13 protein-coding genes and 1 pseudogene are annotated in these 18,165 nt (G+C 65.0%); 3 read left to right on the top strand and 11 right to left on the bottom strand.

Annotated elements, in window-relative coordinates:
- Window positions 1-20: 20 nt before the first annotated feature.
- From HLH35_RS14395 to HLH35_RS14350, 10 genes are all read right to left on the bottom strand, one after another.
- On the bottom strand, window positions 21-1,121 hold the full coding sequence (locus HLH35_RS14395) for a sulfate/molybdate ABC transporter ATP-binding protein (protein WP_182979799.1): 1,101 nt from the start codon (window positions 1,119-1,121) through the stop codon (window positions 21-23).
- Window positions 1,118-1,933 (bottom strand): sulfate ABC transporter permease subunit CysW, encoded by an 816-nt coding sequence (gene cysW / locus HLH35_RS14390; protein ID WP_182979857.1) that lies wholly within the window; start codon window positions 1,931-1,933, stop codon window positions 1,118-1,120. Before cysW ends, HLH35_RS14395 begins: the two co-directional genes overlap by 4 nt.
- Window positions 1,933-2,778, bottom strand: coding sequence for a sulfate ABC transporter permease subunit CysT (gene cysT, locus HLH35_RS14385; RefSeq protein WP_182979798.1), 846 nt, complete (start codon window positions 2,776-2,778; stop codon window positions 1,933-1,935). The genes cysW and cysT overlap by 1 nt, the downstream gene beginning before the upstream one ends.
- A gap of 11 nt (window positions 2,779-2,789) precedes the next feature.
- Window positions 2,790-3,824 (bottom strand): sulfate ABC transporter substrate-binding protein, encoded by a 1,035-nt coding sequence (locus HLH35_RS14380; protein ID WP_182979797.1) that lies wholly within the window; start codon window positions 3,822-3,824, stop codon window positions 2,790-2,792.
- Between the two features lie 46 nt (window positions 3,825-3,870).
- Window positions 3,871-5,541: an OprO/OprP family phosphate-selective porin gene (locus tag HLH35_RS14375; RefSeq protein ID WP_182979796.1), complete on the bottom strand. Its 1,671-nt coding sequence runs from the start codon at window positions 5,539-5,541 to the stop codon at window positions 3,871-3,873.
- 297 nt (window positions 5,542-5,838) lie between these two features.
- A complete protein-coding gene (locus tag HLH35_RS14370) occupies window positions 5,839-7,530 on the bottom strand; it encodes an OprO/OprP family phosphate-selective porin (RefSeq protein ID WP_408870129.1) in 1,692 nt (563 codons plus the stop codon).
- Window positions 7,531-7,844: 314 nt separating this feature from the next.
- Window positions 7,845-9,440, bottom strand: a complete 1,596-nt coding sequence (locus HLH35_RS14365) for an isocitrate lyase (protein ID WP_182979795.1) — start codon at window positions 9,438-9,440, stop codon at window positions 7,845-7,847.
- Between the two features lie 197 nt (window positions 9,441-9,637).
- On the bottom strand, window positions 9,638-11,131 hold the full coding sequence (locus HLH35_RS14360; RefSeq protein WP_182979794.1) for a CoA-acylating methylmalonate-semialdehyde dehydrogenase: 1,494 nt from the start codon (window positions 11,129-11,131) through the stop codon (window positions 9,638-9,640).
- Window positions 11,132-11,161: 30 nt separating this feature from the next.
- Window positions 11,162-12,538 carry an MFS transporter gene (locus tag HLH35_RS14355; RefSeq protein WP_182979793.1) on the bottom strand — a complete coding sequence of 459 codons (1,377 nt, stop codon included), beginning with the start codon at window positions 12,536-12,538 and terminating at the stop codon, window positions 11,162-11,164.
- A gap of 27 nt (window positions 12,539-12,565) precedes the next feature.
- On the bottom strand, window positions 12,566-13,723 hold the full coding sequence (locus tag HLH35_RS14350) for an iron-containing alcohol dehydrogenase (protein ID WP_182979792.1): 1,158 nt from the start codon (window positions 13,721-13,723) through the stop codon (window positions 12,566-12,568).
- Between the two features lie 349 nt (window positions 13,724-14,072).
- Between HLH35_RS14350 and HLH35_RS20000 the strand changes: the two are divergent.
- From HLH35_RS20000 to HLH35_RS14340, 3 genes and pseudogenes are all read left to right on the top strand, one after another.
- A pseudogene (locus tag HLH35_RS20000) lies at window positions 14,073-14,210 on the top strand (LysR family transcriptional regulator); the annotation flags it as partial.
- 235 nt (window positions 14,211-14,445) lie between these two features.
- The gene (locus HLH35_RS19995) at window positions 14,446-14,973 is read left to right on the top strand and encodes a substrate-binding domain-containing protein (RefSeq protein ID WP_246385116.1); all 528 of its coding nucleotides are present in this window, start codon (window positions 14,446-14,448) and stop codon (window positions 14,971-14,973) included.
- A gap of 101 nt (window positions 14,974-15,074) precedes the next feature.
- On the top strand, window positions 15,075-15,908 hold the full coding sequence (locus tag HLH35_RS14340) for a DODA-type extradiol aromatic ring-opening family dioxygenase (protein WP_182979791.1): 834 nt from the start codon (window positions 15,075-15,077) through the stop codon (window positions 15,906-15,908).
- 9 nt (window positions 15,909-15,917) lie between these two features.
- On the opposite strand, the gene HLH35_RS14335 is transcribed toward HLH35_RS14340, so the two are convergent.
- Window positions 15,918-18,056 carry a TonB-dependent receptor gene (locus HLH35_RS14335; RefSeq protein WP_182979790.1) on the bottom strand — a complete coding sequence of 713 codons (2,139 nt, stop codon included), beginning with the start codon at window positions 18,054-18,056 and terminating at the stop codon, window positions 15,918-15,920.
- Window positions 18,057-18,165: the final 109 nt, after the last annotated feature.

Raw genomic sequence — 18,165 nt, 5'->3', positions numbered from 1 at the left:
GCCGCCCTGCCTCCGCCGCGTCAGCCCACGGTCACGCGCGGCAATTCCTGCCCGGTCACCACCGGGGGCGCGCCGGCCAGCGGCGCGCCATCGCGAAACAGGCGCGCCCGCCCGATATCGAGCCCCAGCCCCTCGGTCCCCGCCTGGCCCAACCGCTCCGGCAGGACGAGGATCTCGACCTCCCGCGTGCCCAGCGCCACCGCCAGCCGCCGCAGTCCCCCCTGCCCGCCGGTCAACGGTATGGCCCGGGCCGCCCCACCCCCTGCCACCAGCCGCGCCTCATGCGGGCGGAGATAGGCCGTCGCCGGACCGTCGCCGGCACCAACGGCAAAAGACAGGACATTCGGGTCATCGGGCAGGAACCGCCCATGGGCGACCCGGCCGGCAAATTCCAGCGCCTCGCCCAGAAATTCCATCACGAACGGCGTGGCGGGTGCTGCGTCCAGCGTCTCGGCCGCCGCCTCCTGCACGATGCGCCCGTTCTGCATCACCACCAGCCGGTCGGCCACTTCCAGCGCCTCGTCATGGTCGTGGGTCACCAGCACCGTCGTCAGGCCCAGCTGGTCGTGCAGCCCGCGCAGCCAGCGGCGGATCTGCCGCCGCACGATCGGGTCCAGCGCACCGAACGGCTCGTCCAGCAGCAGCAGGCCCGGCTTCGTCGCCAGCGCGCGCGCCAGCGCCACGCGCTGCCGCTGCCCGCCGGACAACTGGTCCGGATAGGCCCCGCCCAGCGTCGGCAACTGGATCAGTTCCAGCAATTCGGCCACCCGGGCAGCAATCGCCCCCCGATCCGGCCGCTCCCCCCGGGGCAGCACATCCAGCCCGAACGAGATGTTGCGCGCCACCGTCATATGGCGGAACAGCGCATAGTTCTGGAACACGAAGCCGATCCGCCGCTCGCGCATCGGGCGTCCCGCCAGCACCTGGCCATCGACCAGCACCGTGCCCTCATAAGGCCCGTCCAGCCCGGCGATGGTCCGCAGCAGCGTGGTCTTGCCGGCGCCGGACGGCCCGACCAGGGCCACGAAGGCCCCATCTTCGATGGTCAGCGAAACCCCGTCGAGCATCTTGCGCGACGCATTCGGCGCACGGCGCGTCAGGGACTGGATCTGGACGCTCATGACGACGCCTTCCTGAAATCATGCTCGAGAAACGACCGCAGCAGGACGGTGGCCATGGCGATCAGCGCCAGCAGCGCCGCCATGGTGAAGGCGGCGACCGTCTGATAGCCGTTATAGAGCGTCTCGATATGCAACGGCATGGTTTCCGTCAGCCCTGGAATATGGCCCGAGACGACCGACACCGCGCCGAACTCGCCGATCCCCCGCGCCGTCGTCAGCAGGATACCCGACAGTAGCGCCCAGCGCGCATCGGGCAGCGTCACCCGCCACAATGTCCGCCAGAACCCGGCCCCGAGCAGAAACGCCGCCTCCTCCGCCTCGCGCCCCTGCTGCTCCATGAACGGCATCAGCGTCCGCGCGACATAGGGAAAGGTGACGAAGAGCGTGGCCAGCAGAATACCCGGCGTGGCAAAGGCGATCTGGATATTGTGCCGGTCCAGCCAGTCGCCCCACCAGCCCTGCCGCCCGAACAGCAGCAGCCAGACCAGGCCGGCAATCACCGGCGAGACACTGATCGGCAGTTCAATCAGCGCGACCAGAGCCCCACGCCCGCGAAAACGGTATTTGGTCACCAGCCACGCCGCCATGATTCCGCCGGCGGTATTGACGAGGGTGGCCACCAGCGTCACCACCAGCGTCAGGCGGATCGCGGACAGCGCGTCCGGGTCCAGCAGGCTACGCCACGCGGCCATGATTCCGGTGCGCAGCGCCTCGACCATCACCAGCAGCACCGGCAGCACCAGCACGGCCAGCACCGTCAGATAGGTAGCGGCAACCAGCACGGCATTGCCGCGACGCGAGGGCCCGCCCATCACGCCGCCCCCCGCGCCACCAGCCCGCGCGACACACGGCGGCGCAGCGCGGCCACCCCGGTCATGCATACCAGCGCACTGAGCAGCAGGATCAGCGCGATCGCGGTCGCGCCGCCATAATCATATTCCTGCAACCGCACGACGATCAGCAGCGGCGCGATCTCGCTATGGAACGGCTGATTGCCGGCAATGAAAATCACCGACCCGTATTCGCCGATGCAGCGCGCGAAGGCCAGGCTGAACCCCGCCACCAGCGGCGGCAGCAAGGGCGGCAGGATGACCCGGCGAAAATTCTGCAACGGGCTGGCCCCAAGCAGCAGCCCCGCCTCCTCCAGTTCCGGCGGCAGGCCGCGCAGCACCGGTTCGACGGCCCGCACGATAAAGGGCAGGCCAACGAACATCAGCGCAGCCACAATGCCGGCCGGCGTATAGGCCACACGGATGCCGGCACGGGCCAGCAGCGCGCCGATCCACCCGGTAGGGCCATACAGGGTCGCCAGCGTGATGCCCGTCACGGCGGTCGGCAGGGCGAAGGGCAGGTCGATCAGCGCATCGATCGCCCGCCGCCCCGGCAAACGCGCACGCACCAGCGCCCAGGCCAGCAGCAGGCCCAGCGGCACATCGATCAGGGCAGCCAGCGCGGCACAGCCGAAACTGACGCGCAAAGCCGCATACATGCGCGTATCATGCAGCGCCCGCAGCATGACGGCACCCCCATCCTGCCAGGGGCGCAACACCAGGGCCGTCAACGGCAACGCGACAATCAGGCCGATCCAGACCAGCGTGAACGCGATGGATATGGAAAGACCTGGCAGCCCATCGCGCCGCCGCAGCCAAAACACCATGAAAGAGTCCGTTATCGGCTATAGATCTGGTCGAACACACCGCCATCGGCGAAATGCGCCTTCTGGACCTTAGTCCATCCACCCAGGCTGGCGACATCGAATGTTGTCGTCTTGGGGAAGACAGACGCCGTTTCGGCCACGATCGCCGGATCGACCGGGCGGAAATAATGTTTCGCCCCGATCCGCTGCCCCTCGGGCGTGAACAGGAAGTCGAGGAAGCCCTTCGCCACCGCTTCCGTTCCATGCGCCTTGACGTTCTTGTCCACCACCGCGACCGGCGGTTCGGCCAGGATCGTTACCGGCGGCACGACGATGTCGAACTTGTCCGGCCCCAGCTCGCGCGTCGCCAGCAGCGCCTCGTCCTCCCATGCCAGCAGCACATCGCCCAGCCCGCGCTGCACGAAACTGTTGGTGGCCCCGCGCGCACCGGTATCCAGCACCGGCACATGGGCGAACAGCGATTTGAGATACGCGGTCGCCGAGGCTTCGGACCCGCCGGGCTGGCGCAGCGCCCAGCCCCAGGCGGCCAGATAGTTCCAGCGCGCACCGCCCGAGGTCTTGGGGTTGGGGGTGATCACCTGCACGCCGTCCCGCAGCAGGTCCGGCCAGTCATGGATGCCCTTGGGGTTCCCCTTGCGCACCAGGAAGACGATCGTGCTGGTATAGGGCGTGGAATTATGCGGCAGCCGCGTCTGCCAGTCCGCCGCCAGCAGCCCGTGCTGGGCCAGGATGTCGATGTCATAAGCCAGGCCCAGCGTCACCACATCGGCGGGCGCCCCCTCCAGCACCGAGCGCGCCTGCGCGCCCGACCCGCCGTGCGAGGACGTCACCACCACCTGCTCGCCGCCATGGGCCTTCGCCCAGAAGGCGGAAAAGGCCCGTCCGGCATCGGCATAAAGCTCGCGCGTCGGATCATACGATACATTCAGCAGCCGCGTCGCCGCCGCCGCCGGACGCGGGCGCGCGCCCACGGCAAACGCCGTGGCGGCCGCGGCCGTGCCGGCAAGGAAGCCACGCCGCGACGGCGCCATGAAACCGTTCTTCATATCGTTTCTCGTCCAGATGACAGTTGCGGATGAAAGGAAAGTCCGTTCAGAATGTGGCCTGCACCCGCCCGGCGACGGCATTGCCCGTCCGGCCCAGCAGATCCACCCCGCCGGACACACCCTTCGACCGGGTGACGATGAAATGGTCGAAATCCAGCATGAACTTGAAATGCTGGTTGGGATACCAGTTCAGTCCCCCCGCCCAGACCGTCTGCTGGTTGCCATTGACGCCCACACCGCCCTGGTTGGCGACATCGGACAGATCCGCCACACTCCAGCGGCCGCTGAGTTCCAGCGCGCCCCAATCGCCGCGCGCCGGATCGAAATCATGCTCGACCCCCGGCGTGGTGAAGGCACCGGTCTTGACGTTATATCCACGCCCCCGGCCCAACAGCGTATAGTTGGCCGCGACATACCACCCGTCGAAATTCAGCGACGGCAGCGGGCTCGCGCCGGCATTGTGCCCGCGCTCCACGCCCACATGGTAATATTCGCCCTTCAGCAGGAATTTCCGCCAGCGGAAGGCCAATTGCGGACCAGCCGCCCAGATCTGGGACACATTGGTCAACGCCCCCGATGTCAGCAGCGAGGTCTCGCCCAGCGGCACCTCCATATTGTCGCTGAACATATAGTTGCGGCCGCTTGAATTCTGGTTGACCTTGAAGGCGCTGGTCGCGCCGGCCCCGACATGGACGTCGATATCCTTGGTCACATAGGGCCGGCCGACGATGCGGGCCACCGCGCCGGTCTGGCTGTCGGTAATCGTCGTGTCCTTGCTCCGGTCGCCGAATTTCTGGCCGGTGAAATAGGCCGCCGCCTGCCAGCGATTTTCATAATGCTCGCCGCCGACGCTGAATCGCGCAACACCGCCCGCCAGGTTGCGCACCAGATCGATAATGGTCGGGCGCTCGAGGAACTCGAACGACGATGCCCGCTCCGCGCTTTCCTCTTCCATGCGCGGCTGGAAATAGCCGACGGTCAGCGTCGTATGGCGCAGCCCGGTATAGTTCGCATTGGCCTCGAACAGGCTGACCGACCCATCCACCGAGCTGGAGCCGAATTCCGGCGTGACGTTCGCCACCCAATCCTTGTAGCGCCAGGAGAAATAGATCCGCAGGCGCCGGGCATTCTGCGTGAATTTGTTGAAATTGCCGGCCCCCTCGCCCTGCTTGGGCCCGGCGCCGAGAAAGCCCCCCAGATCCTCCTGCGCCGTCAGGCCGATCGAGAAACTGTATGCCCCATCGTCCGACGAAATCGTGGGCCGCCCGGACGGAAAGCCGATCTGCATGCCACCCACATGCACGGTCTCGTCCCGCGCGGTCGCGGCCCGGATCTCGGCCCAGGACGGAATCGGCCCTTCCGGGGTGATCAGGCGCGTCTCGGCATCCGTGCGGGGCCGATGCGTGGCAGCCGGTCCCTGCGGTTCCCCGATCGCGGGCAACGGACCACCGGCCCAGCGATGCGCATGGACGACGCGCGGCACCTTCTCCCCACCATGGCCGGTGGTGACGGACACGGTCCGGCCCTCATCGCGGGCGATCCGGGCCTGCAGCACCCGGATCTCGTCCCGCATCTGGCGCTGCATCTCCCGCATTTCACGCCGCAATGCCGTGACTTCGTCATCCTGCGAAGCCGCCTCCGCCAGAGCCGGCAGAAAACTGGTGGACAGGGCCGTTGCCAGGGCAAGCACGCGCCGGACTTTGAAACCTTCTCTCATATTCCACGAACCCTCGACCCAGCACACGCAGGCATATTTCACGATATTTTTCGCACTTAGCGCGAACCGCAATGATCGATGACACGTTGTAATTTAACGGTCAATAGCGTCATAAACGTCATTGACTGTTTTCGTTCGTTTAATTCGGACAGTGTCCGAGCGACAACACGAATATTTCACTATTTTTTATAGTTGTTAATCGCATATGAAGGCGGCCTCAGGCGGACCGGCCCTCATCCAAAAGAGGCATGGGCGGGCGGCACGTCCCACCCGGTATCCCATCGAAAAAAAACCGCCTCAGAAACTGGCCTGGACCCGCCCCACGACCAGATTGCCGGTCCGCCCGAACAGATTGACCCCGCCGGCCACACCCTTCGATCGGGTGACGATGAAATGGTCGAAATCCAGCATGAACTTGAAATAGCGGTTGGGGTACCAGTTCAGGCCCCCCTGCCAGACCGTCTGCTGGTTGCCGTCAACCCCCGCGCCGCCCTGATCGGCGACATCGGACAGATCCGTGACGCTCCAGCGCCCATTGAGTTCCAATGCGCCCCAATCCCCATGCAGCGGATCGAAATCCCGCTCCACCCCCGGCGTGACAAACGCGGCGATCCTGGGATTGTAGGATCGGGGCCGGCCGAACAGCGTATAATTGGCGGCGACATACCATCCGTCGAATCCCAGCGAGGGCAGCGGGGCCGCACCGGCCTCCCGGCTGCGTTCCACGCCGATATGGTAATATTCGCCCTTCAGCAGGAAACGCCGCCAGCGCACCGCCAGTTGCGGACCGGCCGCCCAGATCTGCGCCACATTGGACAACGCACCCGATGTCAGCAGCGAGGTCTCGCCCAGCGGCACCTCCACGTTGTCGCGGAACGTATAACTCCGGCCCTCCGCATTCTGGTTAACCCTGAAGGCGCTGATCGCACCGGCCCCGACATGGACATCGACATCCCTGCTGACATAGGGCCGCCCGACAATACGCGCGACGCCGCCGGTCTGGCTGTCGGTAATCGTCGTATCCTTGTTGCGGTCGCCGAATTTCTGCCCGGTGAAATAAAGCGCCGCCAGCCACCGATCCTCGTAATGCTCGGCACCGACGCTGAAGCGCGCGACACCGGCCGCTATGTTGCGCGCAAGATCGACGATGGTCGGCCGTTCAAGAAACTCGAACGCCACCGGCCGTTCCGCACTTTCCTCGTCCATGCGCGGCTGGAAATAGCCAACCGTCAGCGTCATATGGCGCAACCCGGTATAATTCAGGTTCGCCTCGAACAGCCCGACCGACCCGTCGGCGGTCAGCGACCCGAAATCGGGGGTGACATGCACCACCCAATCCTTGTACCGCCAGGAGAAATACAGCCGCAGCCTGCGCCCGTTTTCGGTAAAGCTGTTGAAATTGCCCCTGGCCTCGCCCGCCCTGGCGCCGGTGCCGATAAAACCGCCGATATCTTCCTGCAACAGCATGCCGACCGAAAAACTGTACGCCCCGTCATCCGACGATATCGTGGGCCGCCCGGACGGAAAGCCGATGCGCATGCCACCGATATGCACGCTCTCATCCTTCGCCGTCGCGGCCCTGAAGTCCGCCCAGGACGGGATCGGCCCTTCCACCAGGGCCAGCCGGCTTTCCGCCTCCGAGCGAGGCCGCACCGGGCCCGCCCCCTGTGGCGCGCCGATCATGGGCAACGGCCCGCTCCACCGCCTCGGCACGGCATGGGCACCATGCGGGGGCATTCCCGGCCGATGCGTACCCTGCGCCTGCGGCACATGGCCCTCGTCGCGGGCGATCCGGGCCTGAAGCACCCTGATCTCATCGCGCATCTCGCGCTGCATTTCCCGCATGTCGCGTCGCAACGCCGCAATCTCGTCATCATGGGGGGCCGCCCGGGCCAGGCTCGGCAGACCGATGACCGGCACCATCGTCGCCAGAAACAAAGACCGTATTTTCAATAAACTGGACACTATCGACCGAACACTCCGCGCCATTCCCCGCAAGAACGCACCGGATCGCGCAGGTTTCCCGCAATGAATTGCCGGAAGGCTAGTGAGCCACCATGAATCGGTCAACGCCGCCGTATGATTTACACCACGATTTCCACAATCAATCCATATACATGGTTTCATATTCTACAGAAATACAAATGTATATTTTCATGTCTCCGACCGCAGACGACATGCCCGGCCCCGACCGGTCGCGTAACCCACAAAAAAAAGCCCGGTCTCCATCAGGAAGACCGGGCCAGCAGTTTCAATAACCGTTATTGCTTGTTCTTATTCCGCAACGCCAGGAGGCGCCGGCTTCAGCCGAACTGCCCCATGGTGTTATGCGCGCCGCCGGCCTTCAGCGCCGCTTCGCCGGCGAAATACTCCTTGTGATCGTCGCCGATGTCCGATCCCGCCATGTTCTGGTGCCTGACGCACGCGATCCCCTGGCGGATTTCCTCGCGCTGGACGTTCTGCACGTAACCCAGCATCCCCTCCTCGCCGAAATATCTCTTGGAGAGATTGTCGGTCGACAGCGCCGCCGTGTGATAGGTGGGCAGCGTGATCAGGTGATGGAAGATGCCGGCCCGCTTCGACGCATCCCGCTGGAACGAGCGGATGCGCAGGTCGGCCTCCGTCGCCAGGTCGGTCTCGTCATAGCTCTGCGCCATCAGCTTCGCGCGGTCATACGCCGTCACGTCGCGCCCTTCTTCCTTCCAGGCATCATAGACCTGCTGGCGGAAATTGAGCGTCCAGTTGAAGGACGGCGAGTTGTTGTAGACCAGCTTGGCATTCGGCACGGCGTCGCGGATACGATCCATCATGCCGGCAATCTGCTCGATATGCGGCTTTTCCGTCTCGATCCACAGCAGGTCGGCACCATTCTCCAGCGCGGTGATGCAGTCCAGCACGCAACGATCCGCACCGGTTCCGTGACGGAACTGGTAGAGGTTGCTGGGCAGCCGCTTCGGACGCAGCAGCTTGCCTTCGCGGGCAATGATCACGTCGCCGTCACGCACGGTGCCGTCAGTCACCTCTTCGCAATCCAGATAGGCATTGTACTGGTCGCCCAGATCGCCCGGCTGGCTGCTATAGGCGATCTGCTTGGTCAGGCCCGCACCCAGGCTGTCGGTGCGACAGACGATCACACCATCTTCCACCCCCAGTTCCAGGAACGCGTAGCGGACAGCGCGCACCTTCGCCAGGAAGTCCTCATGCGGCACCGTGACCTTGCCGTCCTGATGGCCGCACTGCTTTTCGTCCGACACCTGGTTCTCGATCTGGATGGCGCAGGCACCGGCCTCGATCATCTTCTTCGACAGCAGGTAGGTCGCCTCGGCATTGCCGAAACCCGCGTCGATATCGGCGATGATCGGCACGATATGGGTCTGGTGATTGTCGATCTTCGCCTGGATCTCGGCCTCGCGCGCCGCATCGCCGGCTTCACGCGCGGCGTCGAGGTCGCGGAACAGCCCCCCCAGCTCGCGGGCATCCGCCTGGCGCAGGAAGGTGTAGATTTCCTCGATCAGCGCCGGCACCGCCGTCTTCTCATGCATCGACTGGTCGGGCAGCGGGCCGAATTCCGAGCGCAGTGCGGCGACCATCCAGCCCGACAGATACAGGTAGCGGCCCTTCAGCGACCCGAAATGCTTCTTCACCGAGATCATCTGCTGCTGCGCGATGAAACCGTGCCAAGCCCCCAGCGACTGGGTGTACTGCGCCGGATCGGCGTCATAGGCAGCCATGTCCTGACGCATGATGGCGGCCGTGTAGCGCGCGATGTCCAACCCCGTCTGAAAACGGTTCTGCAGACGCATGCGCACGACATAGTCGGGATTGATCCCGCCCCAGGTGCCCTGCTTGGCCTGGATGATCTGGTTGAGCTTGGCGGTTGCCGATTCCTGATATGACATGTGACGGTTTCCGTTATTCTTGGGAAGCGTGGCGTCACAAGGCTTAACGCCATCACCCCTCATGCCGGAAGCCGGAAACCAGTATTCATGCTGTATTTCTGTAAAGGATTTACAGACAGTAATTTCCAATTGAAAAGTCTTTTTACGCCGCCATGCCGGGCCGGGCGCGCCTCCACGCAACCCGGCCCGCGCCCATGTCAGCCGTGCGTCGGCATCGCGAATTCCGCGCCCGAGCGAATACCCGTCGGCCAGCGGGTAGTCACCGCCTTCATGCGTGTAAAGAAGCGCACACCCTCCGGCCCGTGCATATGATGGTCACCGAAGAGCGAATCCTTCCAACCCCCGAACGAGTGAAAGGCCATCGGCACCGGAATGGGCACGTTCACGCCGATCATGCCCGCCTTCACCCCATGGGTGAACACGCGGGCGGCATCGCCGTCGCGGGTAAAGATCGCGGTGCCGTTGCCATAGGGGCTTTCATTGATCAGCGTCAGCGCGCTGTCGAAATCCGGCACGCGCACCACACACAGTACCGGGCCGAAGATCTCCTCCCGATAGATCGTCATATCCGCCGTCACATGGTCGAACAGCGACCCGCCGATGAAGAACCCCTTCTCATGCCCGGCCACGACATGGTCGCGCCCGTCGACGACCAGGGTTGCCCCCTGCTCCACCCCGGCATCGACCAGCGCGTGTACGCGCGCCAGATGCTGGCCGCTGATCAGCGGCCCCATCTCGTTGCTGTTGTCGGTGCCCTGACCGATCTTCAGCGAACGGGCCCGCTCGGCCAGCTTGCTCACCAGCGCATCGGCCACCGGCCCCACCGCCACGGCGACCGAAATCGCCATGCAGCGTTCGCCCGCCGAGCCGTAGGCCGCCCCCACCAGTGCATCCACCGCACGGTCCAAATCGCAATCCGGCATGATGACAGCATGGTTTTTCGCCCCGCCCAGCGCCTGCACACGCTTGCCGGCCGCGGTCCCCGTGGCATAGACGTGCCTGGCGATGGGCGTGGAACCGACAAAGCTGACCGCTTCGATGCCGCGATGCTCAAGGATGGCATTGACCATCTCCTTGTCGCCCTGCACCACCTGGAACACCCCGTCCGGCAGCCCGGCTTCCTTGAAGATGTCGGCCAGCAGCACGGCGGCGGACGGATCGCGCTCGGACGGCTTCAGGATAAAGCAATTGCCGGTCGCCAGCGCCATCGGTGCCATCCACAGCGGCACCATGACCGGGAAGTTGAACGGCGTGATGCCGGCCACGACCCCCAGCGGCTGGCGCATGGTGTGGGCGTCGATCCCGCGACTGACCTGCTCGGTGAACTCGCCCTTCAGCAACTCCGGCGCGGCGGTAGCATATTCCACCACTTCCAACCCGCGCGTGACCTCGCCCTGGGCGTCCGAAAGGATCTTGCCATGCTCGGCCGTAATCGTGGCGGCCAACTGGTCCATGCGCGCCTCGATCAGGTCCCGCACCCGGAACAGGATGCGCGCGCGCGTCAGCGGCGGCGTCTCCGCCCAGGCGGGAAAGGCACGGCGCGCTGCGTCAATCGCCGCTTCCAGGTCGCTCTGCCCCCCCAGCACGACCTGCGCCGCCACGGAACCCGTCGCCGGGTTGAACACATCGGCACGCCCCTTCCCGTCGCCCTCGCTGTGTCGACCATCGATAACGTGAGGAATGATCTTCATGATCTCGATCCTTCATATGTGTATTGGTGTTCAGATCTGCGACCCGGAATCCGGGACCAGCGCGTCACAGGACAGCGAAGCCGCCTCACGCTTCCGGTCACGCCCGACCGGCAGCGTTTCAGGCACGAAGAAAAGGGTGACAAGAAAGCCGACGATGCAGACTGCGATCGGATAAAGCAGCCCCGCGAAGACATTCCCGGTGATATTGACCAGGCTGAGACCGATCAGCGGCAGGAACCCACCGAAAATCCCGTTGCCGATATGGTAGGGAATGGAAATCGACGTATAGCGGACCGAAGGCGGAAAGCTCTCGACGATGAAGGCGCCATACGGCCCGTAGATCATGGCGGCAATCACCACCAGCAGGAACACGGTCGCCGCGACAGGCAGGAAATCGATCGTGGTGCCATGCACCGCAGAACGCAGCAGCATGAACATCGGCAGATAGAAAACAACCGCCGCCGCCATCCCGCACAGTGACAAACGCTTGCGCCCGACCCGGTCCGACAGCGCGCCGAAGACGATGAAGAACGGCAGCCCGCACAGGGCCCCCGCGGCAACCGCCAGCGTGGCGGACAGGAAATCCACATGCATGACGCTTTGCAGGAAATAGAGCGCATAGAACTGCGCGGTATAGAAGGTGATCGCCTGCGCGCAGGCCACACCGAACAGGAAGGTCACGATCCGCCGCGCATTGCCCGGAATCGTGAACGCGTCGCGGATCGGCGATGCGGAAAGCTGCTTATTCTTCTGCATGTTCAGAAAGACCGGCGATTCATGCAGCCGCATGCGAATACGAAACGACACGCCGACCAGCACGATCGAAACCAGGAACGGCAGGCGCCACCCCCAGGCGCCGAAGCTTTCCTCACCCAGCCCCAGGCGCAGGCCCAGCACCATGGCCAGCGACAGCACAAACCCGCCCGACGCCATGGCCTGGATATAGCTGGCCCACTTGCCCCGCTCATGGGCCGGCGCATGTTCCGCAACGTAGGTGGCCGCCCCGCCATATTCTCCACCCAGCGCCAGCCCCTGGACGATGCGCAGCGAGATCAGCAGCACCGGCGCCAGATAACCCGCCGAGGCATAAGTGGGCAGAAAGCCGATGGCGGCGGTTGAACAGCCCATGATCAGCAGCGTGGCCAGAAACGTGACCTTGCGCCCGAACCGGTCCCCCAGATGGCCGAAGATCAGGCTGCCGAGCGGACGGACGGCAAACCCGGTCGCGAAGGTCGCGACACTGATCAGCGTCGCCGCCGTTCCATCCTGCGGCGGGTAGAACAATTTCGAAAAGAAGATGGCCAGGCTTCCATAAAGGAAGAAATCGTACCATTCGATAATGGTGCCGACGCTGGAGGCGAAGACCAGCCCATACATCGGCCGGGCGGCAGCGTGCGAATCCTGCATGATGGTCGCTCCCGTTTTCTGAGGGGGTCACGCCCAGACGCGGCGATAAAGGTCCACGATCTCGGTCGCGGTCGGCACGCGCGGATTATTCGCGGGCGAGCCCGAGGCCAGCGCCTGATCGGCCATCAGCGGTAGCAGATTGTCCCAACGGGCGGCATCCAGCCCGAAGGATTGCGGCGACGGCACCCCCAGTTCCGCATTGCGCGCCCGCAGCGCCCCCACCAGCGCCTCGCCGGCCACCGCATCGGACGCTTCCCCCCCAACAATGCCCATGGCCCGGGCGCATCCGGCATACCGCCCCGGCGCCCCGGACAGCGACCACGCCGTAATCTCGGGCAACAGCATCGCGTTGGACAAACCGTGCGCGACATGGAAATGCGCCCCGATCGGCCGGCTCATCCCATGCACCAGCGCCACCGATGCATTGGAGAACGCCATTCCGGCCTCGAACGCCCCCTCCATCACGGCGGCACGGGCCTCCCGATTGCCGGGCTCGACGCAGCAGGCAGGCAGATGGGTCCAGATGCGCTTCATCGCCGTCAGTGCCAGCGCATCGGTAAACGGGCTGGCCTTGCGCGAGACATAGGCTTCCAGCGCGTGGGTCAGGGCATCGATCCCGGTATCCGCCGTCAGGCGCGGCGGCATCGACAGGGTCAGCTCATAATCGACGATGGCGATCCGGGGCTGATAGGCCGCCCCCATGCACAGCATCTTCTCGTCCGTCGCTTCGTCGGTGATGACAGTCACACGCGTGGCCTCGGACCCGGTGCCGGCGGTGGTCGGGATGGCGATGATCGGCAGCCCCGGCGCATCCTGCACGAACGGCGCCTTCAGCCGCGCCGGCGTGGTGTCATGCACCGCCAGCACGGCGACCATCTTCGCCGTATCGATGGGGCTGCCGCCTCCCAGCCCGATCACGCAATCATGCGCGCCCTCGCGCAACATCGCCAGCGCGGCCTCCACACAGGCCACCGTCGGGTCGGGCACGGTGTCGGTGAAGGCGCGCATCTCGAACTCCTCCCCGCTCAACAGCGCATGCACCCGCTCCAGCACGCCGGAGGCCGCCATGAAACGGTCGGTGATGATGAACGGCGCCCGGAGCCCCGCCTGGCGCAGCGCGGCCGGCAATTCATCGAGCGCGCCGCCGCCAAGGCGGACGAAGGGAGGCAAGGATAAGGCTGTCATGGGCAGGACTCCTGATCGGCCGGAGAGGCTTCGAGGCTGTTTGCAAAGTCACTCCACCGGCGATCCGACCCGCGTTTCCTGTGCTTCGATGCCCACTTCCATCAGGGCCGCTCCGCTCCGATACTCGGAAACACACACCGGCCGTGCCGCTACGCGGCCTCTCGCTCGGCAGGCCGACTTTTCAGACAGCCTCTTCGTCCGCCTCATCGGCGGCGCCTCTTCTTGTTGATGTTGTCTCTGGGCTAACGCGAAGACGCTCGCACGAAAATTAGGCGTTTTCGCCCATGGGCTGTGCAAATCTGCACGGTACCGAACAGCCCGGTGTGCGGGATCATGGGGAACGACGCGCATGAAGCGTGGACTGGATTGGCGCGACCTGCAGTATTTTCTGGCGGTCGCGCGCGGCGGATCGCTGTCGGTGGCGGGCCGCCAACTCGGCGTGGACCATGCGACGGTGGGGCGCCACATCCAGTCCCTGGAGCAATCCATGGACGCCTCGCTGTTCGAACGGCATCTGCGCGGCTACGCGATGACACGACAAGGTGAACGGCTGCTGGCAGCAGTCGAGGGCATGGACAAGGAAGCCGGCCGCATTACCGAGACCGGCGAAGGCGGCCTGTCCGGCACCATCCGCATCAGCGCGCTGGAGGGATTCGCCAATTTCTTCCTCGCCCCCCCGGATCGGCCTGCTGCTGGCCAACAATCCCGGCCTGACGGTGGAAATGGAGACCATCCAGCAGATCGTCTCCCTCGCCCGCCGCCACGCCGATATCGCCATCACGCTGACCCCACCCAACGGCAACCGCTTCGCGGGCGAGGAACTGGGCGAATACCGACTGTTCATCTACGCCAGCCCCGACTATCTGGCCCGCCACGCCCCCATCCACGCGCGCGAGGACCTGGCCGAGCACATGTTCGCCGGTTACGTCGACGAACTCCTCTTCACGCGCGAACTTGATTATCAGGGCGCCATGGGCATTCCCGCGCGGGCGGTACGGATTCAGAACTCCAGCATCCATGCCCAGATGGAGGCCGCCTGTTCCGGCGTCTGCCTCGCCGTCCTCCCGGCCTTCGTCGCCGCCACCCGGCCCCAACTGGTGCGCGTCCTGCCCGAGACGATGACCCTGCGTCGCATCTACTGGCTGGTCACCCGCGCCGACGAACGCGGCACCCGCCGCATCCACCATCTCTGCACCCTGCTCCGCCGCGAGGTGGAGAAGGAGAAAGCCCTGTTCCTGGGCGAGACGTAAAAAATTCATCCGCACAAGCGGGAAACCTGCCGCTCCGGGCTTTATCGCACCGCCCGAACCATGACAAAACGCGGCGGCCCCTCACCCATCAGGAGCACATCATGGAATCGCAAGCCCACGCCCCCCAGGCCGGCGCCGCCTCCGCGCGTCAGCCGGTCCTGTTCCTGCCCCATGGCGGCGGCCCCTGCTTCTTCATGGACTGGCCGGACACCTGGGACCGCATGGCCGCCTATCTGCGCGGGCTGGCCGCGACACTGCCCTGCCGCCCCGACGCCATCCTCGCGGTCTCGGGCCACTGGGAAACGGACGTGCCGACCGTCACCTCCGCAACACATCCTCCGCTGATCTACGATTATTACGGTTTCCCCGCCCACACCTACCGGCTGCGCTATCCCGCCCCCGGCGCACCGGCACTGGCAGCACGGGTGCGGGCCCTCTTGGATGTCGCAGGAATCGCGAATGCCGAGGACCCGGCCCGGGGTTTCGACCACGGCGTCTTCATCCCCTTCATGCTCGCCTTCGAACAGGCCGATATCCCGATCGTGGAACTGTCCCTGCGCCGCGACATGAATGCGGAAGCCGAAATGCAGGTCGGCGCCGCGCTGCGCCCCCTGCGCGACCAGAACGTTCTGATCGCCGCCACCGGCATGACCTACCATAATCTCGCGCATTTCATGGAGCCCGACCCGGCGTCAGACGCCGCCGCACGCGCCTTCGACGACTGGCTGGCCCAAGCCGTGGAAGCGCCGCCGGAAGAACGGTACCAGGCCCTGCTACACTGGGACCGTGCCCCCGGCGCCCTTCAATGCCATCCCCGCCCCGAACATCTGCTGCCGCTGATGCTCGCGGCGGGGGCAGCGGGACAGGACCCGGGGCAGCGCGATTACAGCGACACCATCATGGGCAAGGCCCTGTCCGGTTTCCGTTTCGGCTGATCCGGCCCATCAGAACGTCGCCGTCAGGCTCAGATTGTAAGAGCGCCCCAATCCGGGCAGCGCCCCCAGCACGCCCGTCGCCTTGTAATCGCCCAGCGAAAGCCCCCCGAGCGGCAGATCATATTTCTGGTCCAGCACGTTATCGATGCTGGCATCGAGCGTAAGATTCCGCCACCGATAGCTCCCGCCCAATCCCAGCAACGCATAACCCGGCGTGCGCGGCTCATGCCGCAGCCAGTCGACCGTGTCCTTGGCCTTGACCAGCGTTACCTCGACGCGACCGGTCCAGTTCTCATAAATCTCGTGCAGCGCAATCGTGCCGTTGGCCGGCATCTGATGATAAAGGCCGGAATGCGTCACCAGATCCTGCCCGCGCACCCAGTTGAGGTTGGCCTGCACCTCGCCGGTGCCGAACACGTCGCTCCGCCATAGCCGCGCAAAGGCCGAGCCGTTGATGCCGTAGCTCCGCGCATCGTGGTTGACGAACTGCAATTGCGACAGGCCGTTCGAAAGCGCCCCGATACGCATCACGTTGATATAATGATGCGTGTATGTGTAGTAGGGCTGGATTTTCAGCAGCCACGCCTGATCGCGCGGGTCATGCCACGTGATCGTCATGCTGGCGGTATTGGCAATCTCCGGCGTCAGGCCCAGGTTGCCGACATAGCCGTTCCCGTCGCCGAACCAGCCGATCATGCTGCTCGCCATCGCCCCCCTGCCCCAGGCATAACGTTCGTACAAATTGGGCGAGCGCGTCTTGCGCGCATACCCGCCCTCGACCATCAGACTGTCGAGCGGATGCCAGTGCACCAGCGCCGTGACATCGAAATTGGTATCGGTCCGCCCGCGCGAGGCCGCATTGAACTGCCGCGCCGCCATGACATCGGCCATGCTCATCATCTCGGTCCAGGAATAGGGCGCGACCGGGCCGGTATTCATCATCACCAGGTCACTGCGCATCCCCAGTTCGGTGGACAAGCGCGGCAGCCACTGCGCCTTCCATTCGATGTAATGGCCCAGCCGGTCCCGATACCCGTTATTGACGTTATGATAGGTATTCGGCCCCATCATCATGCTGCCCGCCAGCGGCGGCCACCAATCGTTCAACCCGTTATGGTCGAACGAACTCCCCAGGCCCAGTTCATGCCGCCGGCCAAGCGGAATCGTCGCCTTGATCGCATAGCCCGCCGTCCGCGCATCGGTATTCATCGGCATGCCCGTCGAGGCCGTATGCCCACCCTTGTCCGACATCATGTCCATGACATGATCCACCCGTTGCCAGAATCCCCGCGCCTCCAGCGTGCCCCAGTCGAAATCGCCCTTGTACTTGCCGTTCACGAAGGTCGACCGGTTGTTGGTCATATCCATGTATTGATTCGGAAAACCCTCATACGGAATATCCTGCTGCCCGACCGTCAGCGCCAGCAGATGATTGTCCTTGTGCACGCCCAGCGTGAAGGCATGGTTGAAGCTCAGATAACTGGTCGACCGCACGCGCGGCCCGTCACCGCCGGCATGGTAATCGCTGGCATGGCTGTAGGAGCCGGTATAGCGCAGGCTCAGCAGGTCGTTCGCCACCGTCACCGACCCCGACGCGCCGGACCCGCCTCCATTGCTGCGATAATCCCCCCGCAGCCGGCCGGTGACGAGAAGCACCCCGGCCTTGGCAAATTGCGGATCGCGCCGCTCGACCGAGACCGTCCCCCCGGTACTGTCGCCCCCCTGGCTGACCGAGGTGACCCCGGCGGTGGCGATCACCGACGCCACGCTGTCCGGATCGATATAGGACATCGCCGGATTCATGTGATTGGGACAGGCTGAGGCAATCCGCATCCCGTCCACAAAGGTCGCCACCCGGTCATCCGCCATCCCGTTCAGCACCGGCAGCGCCGACACGCCACCGGCCGCATAACTGCTGAACCCCAACGCATGAGACAGCAGGGCGCTCGTATCCGCACTATGCCCCGCCGGCCGCCGTACGCCGTTGACGGTAATGAACTCGCCCGCCGCTCCGGCAGATGAGGATTGAGAGGATATCGGCGCGGACACGGCCTGGTCCGCCCACGCAGGAACAACGGTCAACCCGCCGGCGACGGCCCAGCCGCACGCCACGGCACCGATCCACAAGGACCGGACATGATCTGTCATGACAGAAACCTGATCTGAGAGAGAACCACAGCCCACGGGCCACGCGCACCGGTTTCCCCGTACGCAGGCCATGGGCGCGTCATGCGCGGAGACGGTTCAGGATCGTACA

Origin of the sequence: Gluconacetobacter asukensis (genome assembly GCF_014174375.1) — a bacterium.
GTDB lineage: Bacteria > Pseudomonadota > Alphaproteobacteria > Acetobacterales > Acetobacteraceae > Gluconacetobacter > Gluconacetobacter asukensis.
The sequence above is the reverse complement of the archived record's forward strand: the minus strand, read 5'-3'. Positions and strand labels throughout refer to the sequence as shown.

Coding starts and splice junctions, on each gene's coding strand:
- HLH35_RS14350 (WP_182979792.1), bottom strand. CDS start 13,723: ATGACAGCCTTATCCTTGCCTCCCTTCGTCCGCCTTGGCGGCGGCGCG.
- HLH35_RS14365 (WP_182979795.1), bottom strand. CDS start 9,440: ATGTCATATCAGGAATCGGCAACCGCCAAGCTCAACCAGATCATCCAG.
- cysW (WP_182979857.1), bottom strand. CDS start 1,933: ATGGGCGGGCCCTCGCGTCGCGGCAATGCCGTGCTGGTTGCCGCTACC.
- cysT (WP_182979798.1), bottom strand. CDS start 2,778: ATGGTGTTTTGGCTGCGGCGGCGCGATGGGCTGCCAGGTCTTTCCATA.
- HLH35_RS14355 (WP_182979793.1), bottom strand. CDS start 12,538: ATGCAGGATTCGCACGCTGCCGCCCGGCCGATGTATGGGCTGGTCTTC.
- HLH35_RS14340 (WP_182979791.1), top strand. CDS start 15,075: ATGGAATCGCAAGCCCACGCCCCCCAGGCCGGCGCCGCCTCCGCGCGT.
- HLH35_RS14380 (WP_182979797.1), bottom strand. CDS start 3,824: ATGAAGAACGGTTTCATGGCGCCGTCGCGGCGTGGCTTCCTTGCCGGC.
- HLH35_RS19995 (WP_246385116.1), top strand. CDS start 14,446: ATGGAGACCATCCAGCAGATCGTCTCCCTCGCCCGCCGCCACGCCGAT.
- HLH35_RS14335 (WP_182979790.1), bottom strand. CDS start 18,056: ATGACAGATCATGTCCGGTCCTTGTGGATCGGTGCCGTGGCGTGCGGC.
- HLH35_RS14370 (WP_408870129.1), bottom strand. CDS start 7,530: ATGGCGCGGAGTGTTCGGTCGATAGTGTCCAGTTTATTGAAAATACGG.
- HLH35_RS14375 (WP_182979796.1), bottom strand. CDS start 5,541: ATGAGAGAAGGTTTCAAAGTCCGGCGCGTGCTTGCCCTGGCAACGGCC.
- HLH35_RS14395 (WP_182979799.1), bottom strand. CDS start 1,121: ATGAGCGTCCAGATCCAGTCCCTGACGCGCCGTGCGCCGAATGCGTCG.
- HLH35_RS14360 (WP_182979794.1), bottom strand. CDS start 11,131: ATGAAGATCATTCCTCACGTTATCGATGGTCGACACAGCGAGGGCGAC.